This is a genomic window from Geobacillus sp. Sah69 (assembly GCF_001414205.1).
GTDB classification, from domain to species: domain Bacteria; phylum Bacillota; class Bacilli; order Bacillales; family Anoxybacillaceae; genus Geobacillus; species Geobacillus stearothermophilus.
The window spans coordinates 23319-30234 of the sequence record NZ_LLKS01000037.1 but is presented as its reverse complement, the minus strand read 5'-3'; the positions used below and the strand labels follow the sequence as shown (position 1 = coordinate 30234).

Annotated in this window: 8 protein-coding genes, 1 other RNA gene and 1 pseudogene; 7 read left to right on the top strand and 3 right to left on the bottom strand. The window is 53.1% G+C overall.

Annotated elements, in window-relative coordinates; genetic code table 11:
- Positions 1-580: transposase (locus AP057_RS09755; RefSeq protein WP_152968873.1), on the bottom strand; the 580-nt coding region annotated here is incomplete at its 3' end.
- 463 nt (positions 581-1043) lie between these two features.
- Between AP057_RS09755 and ssrS the strand changes: the two genes are divergently transcribed.
- The 7 genes from ssrS to AP057_RS09730 all read left to right on the top strand — a co-directional run bounded on the left by ssrS (position 1044) and on the right by AP057_RS09730 (position 5170).
- A non-coding RNA gene (ssrS, locus tag AP057_RS16350) (6S RNA) lies at positions 1044-1232 on the top strand.
- Between the two features lie 205 nt (positions 1233-1437).
- Positions 1438-1878, top strand: a complete 441-nt coding sequence (locus AP057_RS09750; protein ID WP_011231100.1) for a MarR family winged helix-turn-helix transcriptional regulator — start codon at positions 1438-1440, stop codon at positions 1876-1878.
- 2 nt (positions 1879-1880) lie between these two features.
- Entirely contained in the window at positions 1881-2519 is a 639-nt protein-coding gene (locus AP057_RS09745) for an HlyD family secretion protein (protein WP_049625345.1), read from the top strand.
- Positions 2520-2529: 10 nt separating this feature from the next.
- The gene (locus AP057_RS09740; RefSeq protein ID WP_055358641.1) at positions 2530-4242 is read left to right on the top strand and encodes a DHA2 family efflux MFS transporter permease subunit; all 1713 of its coding nucleotides are present in this window, start codon (positions 2530-2532) and stop codon (positions 4240-4242) included.
- A gap of 133 nt (positions 4243-4375) precedes the next feature.
- A complete protein-coding gene (locus AP057_RS16345) occupies positions 4376-4525 on the top strand; it encodes a DUF2639 domain-containing protein (RefSeq protein ID WP_079936670.1) in 150 nt (49 codons plus the stop codon).
- Between the two features lie 64 nt (positions 4526-4589).
- Positions 4590-4817 (top strand): NETI motif-containing protein, encoded by a 228-nt coding sequence (locus AP057_RS09735; protein WP_050488636.1) that lies wholly within the window; start codon positions 4590-4592, stop codon positions 4815-4817.
- Positions 4818-4963: 146 nt separating this feature from the next.
- Complete coding sequence (locus AP057_RS09730; RefSeq protein ID WP_014195730.1) at positions 4964-5170, top strand: DUF6501 family protein; 207 nt, start codon at positions 4964-4966, stop codon at positions 5168-5170.
- 56 nt (positions 5171-5226) lie between these two features.
- Here the strand turns inward: AP057_RS09730 and AP057_RS09725 are convergent, their stop codons facing one another.
- Entirely contained in the window at positions 5227-6519 is a 1293-nt protein-coding gene (locus AP057_RS09725; RefSeq protein ID WP_055358640.1) for a HAMP domain-containing sensor histidine kinase, read from the bottom strand.
- Between the two features lie 148 nt (positions 6520-6667).
- Positions 6668-6805 (bottom strand): annotated as a pseudogene (locus AP057_RS18155) (MFS transporter); the annotation flags it as partial.
- Between the last annotated feature and the right edge of the window lie 111 nt (positions 6806-6916).

Here is a 6916-nt window from a genome sequence, read left to right as displayed (position 1 = left end):
AAAGCGCCGTTGTCCCCAATTCACGAGCAACGGTCCAAAACTCTGCAAAATACCGATCCGTCCAGCGGACGATCGCGTTTTTCACCGCCGTCTGTTCCTTGCGGAGCTTCTCTTTGAGCGTGCTYCCCACGCGCAAATCGGCTTCAATCTCGTGCAGCAGCCGGGGAACGAGGAATCGTCCGTCTTTTGCCAGTCTGGCAATGACCAGGGCGTCTTTGGCGTCGTGTTTCGTCGGCAGGTTGTCATCAAGTTCTTTCGACCGGCACACATGCGCCGGGTTGACCATGACCAACGGGATCCCGTGCTCCTCGAGGAAGTAGGCCAGGTTCAACCAGTAGTGCCCGGTCGGCTCCACGGCGACGATCACCTCTGACTTCCCAAACGCTTGCATCGCCTCCTGAATCGCTTTATACAGCTGCTGAAACCCCTCTTTCGACTGGAAGATCGGGAACGACTTGCGAAGCACGCGCCCCCGGTCATCCACGAAGCAGGCGTAGTGGGTTCGTTTCGCGATATCAATACCCACGACAAGCGTTTGTTCGGTTACTTGATCAATTTTATAGTTTTGTGTACAATTCATCTGAAGTCCTCCTTGGTATGGTGAGTGATGTGGTTGACACCCCTGCATCATACCAAGAGGGCTTTTTTTGATCAAGTCCCCGGAAAAGCTCCTAACGGGAATGCTCCTTTTCGATGATGGAGTGCGCAAACAGCGAATCCACGGGAGACATGCGGCAGTTTTCCGTTCGTCGTCACCTTTCCTCTGTCACAGGAAAGGCCGGACAATGGGTGGTGCACCCAGTGGATTCAAACACTTTTCTGTACAGGGTCCAAGCCACCATTAAGCATAACGTCCTGTTAAACTGTTTGCGCCTATTCTTCATTATGGGAAGAAAAGGGGGATTTTCATCCCTGGGTGGAGGGCAAACCATTGCCCATGGATCTTTTCTGAGCGGAAGCATGGGGTGTATCCAGTTTGAAAAAATGGATGGATGTCCCTCTTGCCAAGGGACGGCCGATCATGTATCATAATAATCACCAATCCGTTGCTGCGTTGTGCGTTGTAGAATGAAGTTTCAACCGATGGCAATCAAAAGGGAGTTCTACATTGAAGCGGGAATGTCATGCCTCAATATTCGTGATGGAGGACGGCAGGAACGCTTCTGCGAACACCCACCTGGTGGAGCGTGGTTGAGAAACTGCATTCAGCCAACGGCAACAGCGGCGCGGATTCACGAATGAGGAGTTGGCAAAAGAGTCCAACTGGATGCAAAACATCCGGTTGGACTCTTTTTCGTTGCGTATGTTTTCTCAAAAAGACATGAAACAATATAGTTGATTTTTCCTGTTTTCATGTTATAATAACTATATTTCGTACAGTAATAATTCGTATTGAAACTATTCCAACAAGAAAGATGAGGCAAGGAGGGGGGATGAATGGAAGGGATCAGCCGGGACATCATGTATGCTGTCTTCCGGACGCAAAAGGCGCTTTATCGCCTCATCCGCGAGGACGCCGCCCGCGTCGGGGTGACAGAGGTGCAGCTGATCGTCTTATATACGCTGCTGAAAAAAGAGCATATTCGTCTGAATGACTTGGCGGAAAAATTAAACTTAAGCAACAGCAATGTCAGCGGCACGGTTGACCGGCTCGTCGGCGCCGGCCTTGTTGTCCGAGAGCCGTCGAAGCAAGATCGGCGCGCGGTCATTTTGAGTTTGACGGAAAAAGGAAAAGAGACGGTGTCGGAAGCGTTTGGCGAGCAGTCGGTGCTGCGCCGGCGGCTTGGCCGCATTCAAGAACTCGTCTCTCCAGAGGAGATTGAACAGTTTTTGCATCTTCATGAAAAAATTAAAGCGATTTTACTCGGGGAGGAATAGACGTGAACGTGAAACGACTGGTTGCGCTGAACATCATTGTGCTCATTTTGCTTGTCGGTGGAGGCTTTGCCGCCTACTACTATGTGAATGAAGCAACGAACTACATTAAAACGGACAACGCCCGCATCGACGGCCAGGTCATCTCCGTCGCTGCGCCGCTGTCCGGGAAGTTGACATCCTGGCGGGGCGACACGGGAAAAACCTTCTCAGCTGGGGAAGAAATCGGCGAGGTGTTTGACGGCAAAACAACGATTCCGGTGACAGTGCCGCATCGGATGACGATCGTGCAGCAAAACGCAGTCAAGGACTCGTTTGTCGCCGCGGGGATGACGCTGGCCCGCGGGTTTGATTTGAACGATTTGTGGGTGACGGCGAATATTGAAGAGACCGATATTGAAGACGTGAAAATCGGGCAAGACGTCGATATTTATGTCGATGCGTATCCGGATCGCAAATTCAGCGGCAAAGTCGAAAAAATCGGCAACGCGACAGCGAATACGTTCAGCCTGCTGCCGAGCTCCAATGCGACCGGCAACTACACGAAAGTGACCCAAGTCATCCCGGTGACGATTTCCATTGACAACTACAGCGGAGCCGGACTTGTGCCGGGCATGAACGTCACCGTCCGCATCCATAAGTAGGTGATGGAAGATGACAGCGTTTGTCATTGGTTATATTGTGTTTGCCGTTTTGGTCTTGGCGGCGGTCAACATCGCGCTGCGCCGCCGCAAACCGGCTTCAGCCGCAGGGAAGGCGGCAGATGAAGCGGCGGAAGCCAACGCTCAACCGTTAGCGGAAACGAAAGCAGAGCCGTCGACAGGAACGGATGGGCGTCCGGCCGCTCCGGCCGGTCAAGGCGGCCTTGGGGATATCGGCAGCCGCGGCAAGGTTGTGGCGACGGTCATGCTGGGCGCGTTTGTCGCCATTTTGAATCAAACGTTGATCAACGTCGCCTTGCCGCATATGATGCAAGATTTCAACGTGGAAACGTCGACGATTCAATGGCTCGTGACCGGCTATATGCTCGTCAACGGGGTGCTTATCCCGATCAGCCCGTTTTTAATCGCCAAGTTTCCAGCGAAACGGTTGTTTTTATCGGGCATGTCGTTTTTCGCCATCGGCGCGTTTGTCTGCTCGATCGCTCCGTCGTTTGCCGTCATGCTCACGGGGCGGTTGACACAAGCGGTCGGGGCCGGCATTATTATGCAGCTGATGATGGTCATTATGTTGTCGATTTTCCCGCCGGAACGCCGCGGGGTGGCCATGGGAACGGTCGGAATCGCCATGATGTTTGCGCCGGCGGTCGGGCCGACGCTGTCTGGCTGGATCGTTGAACATTATACATGGCGGCTGTTGTTTTACGTCGTGTTGCCGATCGCGATTGTAGACATTGTGCTCGCCTCCGTCTGGCTGAAACATACGCCGCGTAAAGGCAATCCAGTGCTGGACGTGCAAGGGGCGGTCTACTCTACGATCGGGTTTGGCGGTGTTCTGTATGGCTTCAGCGAGGCCGGAAGCAAAGGATGGGGCGAGACGGAAGTCGTTGTTTCGCTTGTCATCGGCGTCTTGTTCCTCATCATGTTCACATGGCGTTCGCTCCGCTCGGAGCATCCGGTGCTCAATTTCCGTGTGTTCCGCTACCCAGTGTTTACGTTGGCGACCGTCATCGGATCGGTCATCAATATGGCGATGTTTGCAGCCATGGTGTTGCTGCCGGTGTATTTGCAAAACTTGCGCGGCTTTACGCCACTTGATGCCGGTTTGCTGTTGCTACCGGGAGCGATTGTCATGGCGATCATGTCGCCGATTTCCGGCTGGGTGTTTGACCGCATCGGCGCGCGGGCGCTGGCGATCGTCGGCTTGATCATCACCGCGGTCACGACGTGGGAATTCAGCAAGCTGACGATGGATACACCGTACAGCCAGTTAATTTGGCTTTATATTTTCCGCATGTTCGGCATGTCGATGCTCGGAATGCCGATTATGACGGAAGGATTGAACGCCTTGCCGCGCCATTTGTACAGCCACGGCACGGCGATGTCCAATACGATCCGCCAAGTGGCCGCTTCGCTCGGAACGGCGTTCTTGGTGACGATCATGTCCAACCGGGCCAAATTCCATGCGGACATGTACCGAAATGAGATGACGGAAAACAATCCGTTTTTCATGAGCCTTGTCGGCCAGCTGAAGCAGGCGATTCCGAGCGATGAAGCGGTGGTGCAGCTGCTGTATGGGCTCGTGCAGCAGAGATCGACTGTCGAAGGGATTAACGATGCCTTTTTCGTCGCCACCTGCTTGACGGTATTGGCGTTAATGATGGCGTTTTTCTTAAAGGGAAAAAAGCATAAATCGCCATCAGCGTAAACAAAGGAAGCGGCGCAGAAGCCGCTTCTTTTTTTGTTTTATGCCATTATGGACAACAATGTTCTTGCTCCCTTTTTGCATACATATACATCATAAAGACAAGCGGATGACAAAAGAGGGGAGGGGAGCGCCCATGGCGCATTTCGGCTCGAAAGGATGGCTTGTGGCTGAGTTGAAAAAGGCGGGCATCGCCCGTCATCCGGTCGGACGGAAAAAAATTGAAACGTACAAGGCGGCGGAGCTGTACGGGCTGTACCGAAAATATGTGCAGAAAACGCGCTAGGCCGGATGAAAAATCCGGCTTCTTTTTTGGACAACCTAAAGGGGAAAGGAGGGAGGCGCGCCTGATGGTTGACAAGAGTGGGGACGCGCCGGAAGCGATGAAGAAAAAACGGTTTACGGTAGCGGAAGGGGAAACGATCGCCGCCTGTTTAGCGCGAATGAAACAGGAAGGCTACCGCCCCATCCGCCGCATCGAGCAGCCAATTTTCCGCGAAGTGGAAACGAACGGCGAAACGATGGTTGAGCCGTGCGGGCGCATCATCGAATTTGAGGGGGTGCGCGATGAGCCGTAGCAACAGGTCGTTAGCACGGTTGCCCGCCGACGTCAACGATTTGAGGCGTCGGCCATAGCGGCAAATGGCGAATGGGACGTTGCAGCCGGTTGTCCGGGTCGCTACAATAAAGAAGGGGAAAAATATAAAGAGAAGGAGATGACGCCATGATTCATCACACATGGGCGACCCGGCCGACGATCAAAAAAGTAAAGTGCGTTCACACGAACGCGGAAAAATACATGGTCAGCAATGTATTGACGCCGGGCAAAGTATATGAAGTAAAAAACGAAACGGACGAGTTTTATTTTGTCATCGACAACAGCGGAAAAGTCGGCGGGTTTTACAAAGATTATTTTGAGGAAGTCAAGTGATCGCGCCAATCACCAAGAAAAAACGGATGTCCGAAACAGGGCATCCGTTTTTTCGATCAGCCGGCGGCGCTTTGTTCCGCCGTCGGCGGCCGCAACCGGCTTGCCGGCAGCGTGATCGTCAACGTCGTCCCTTTTTGTACGGCGCTTTCGATCGTCCACGTTCCTCCCATTTGTTCGATGATTTTGACGGCGACCATCGCACCAAGCCCAGTGCCTTTTTCTTTTGTGCTGAAGTATGGCTCGCCGAAGCGGCGCACTTGTTCTTTCGTCATGCCAACGCCGTTGTCGGAAATGGTAATGACGACTGATGCCCCCCGGTTCTCGGCCGCAACATGGAGCGTGCCGCCGTTCGGCATCGCCTCAATGCTGTTTTTCAACAAGTTGAGAAAACACTGTTGGAAATATTGTACGTTTCCGATAACGACACCATGTTCGAGGGAAGAGGATACATGGATCGAATGCATATGCGCCATTGGCGTAATCATTTGCAGCACTTTCTGAAGCTGGGTGGCGACATCAATCGGCTCGGTCTCTTTTGGCGCCGGTTTGGCAAACGTCAAATAGTCGCGGATGATGGCTTCCGCCCGCTCGAGTTCCTCTAAGGCGATGCGAATGTACCGCTCTTCGGTTTCGCGCGGCAGCCGACCCGTTTGCAGCAGCTGGATGAATCCTTTGACGACGGTGAGCGGGTTGCGGATTTCATGGGAAATGCTGGCTGCCATTTGGCTGACGATCTCCATTTTTTCCATCTTCATCAGCTCCGCTCGAGCGAGCTGTGCCTCATGAAGCGTCTCCATCAAATAGACAGCGAACATCATGACGAATGGCGGCATTATAATGAAATACGCGATATACGGCCTCGTTACCGGAAAATCAGCAATCATCACGGCGACAAATGTCGTCAGCACCGCGAGCAAAAACGTCAGCCCAAGCGACATAACAAGCTTGCTCGGCCGCGGCAGCTTGCGAAACAGCGGCGAGGCGGCCGCCGCTATGGCAAACATGATGGTGTAAACGATCAACGTGAGCGGCTGAAATCCGTACAAAACGGTGCGTGCCAGCATCAAGACAACAAACAGCACCGCCCCGACCGCGCCGCCGCCATACAATGTCCCAAGCAAAAACGGAATTTGCCGGAAATCATGGACGCACAGCGGATCCATGTAAATCGGAAATTTCATGCACAAAACGGCCGCCAACGCCAAGCAAGCGCCAAGCAGCGCCTGGCCATAGAGCGGGCGCTGCCGGATCGCTCGACTATGGTCATAAATAAAGGAAAAGGCAAAGATCGTGACTAAAATATAAAATAAGTTGTTCAGGACGTGCTGGTTAATGTATAAACCCGCCATACGAAAAATCTCCTAACTGAATAGACATCATCACCTTTCATTATAGCGGAAAGAGATTGAAAGAAAAATATGCATTGGCTATGTCCGGTCTTTCAGCAGCCAAACCGCCAAGGCGCCAAGGAGCGGCAGCGAGCGTAAACGAAGCCGCCGTCGAGCGCAAAATCGGAAAGAGCGCCGGGATGACCGCCTGCATCGCATCGTTCAAAAAGTGGCCGAGGCTGATGCGAACAAAAATCGGGTAGACGGTCATGCTGACGGCGCTTGTTCGTTCCGTATGAACCCCCATCGTTCTCCCCCGTTCCAACCATAGATCTTAATATGGCTAAATTATACTTGATCCTTGCCACCAGAGAAAGCCCCATTTCCCAGCGTGAGCGCAGGCAAGAGGGCGCTTCAT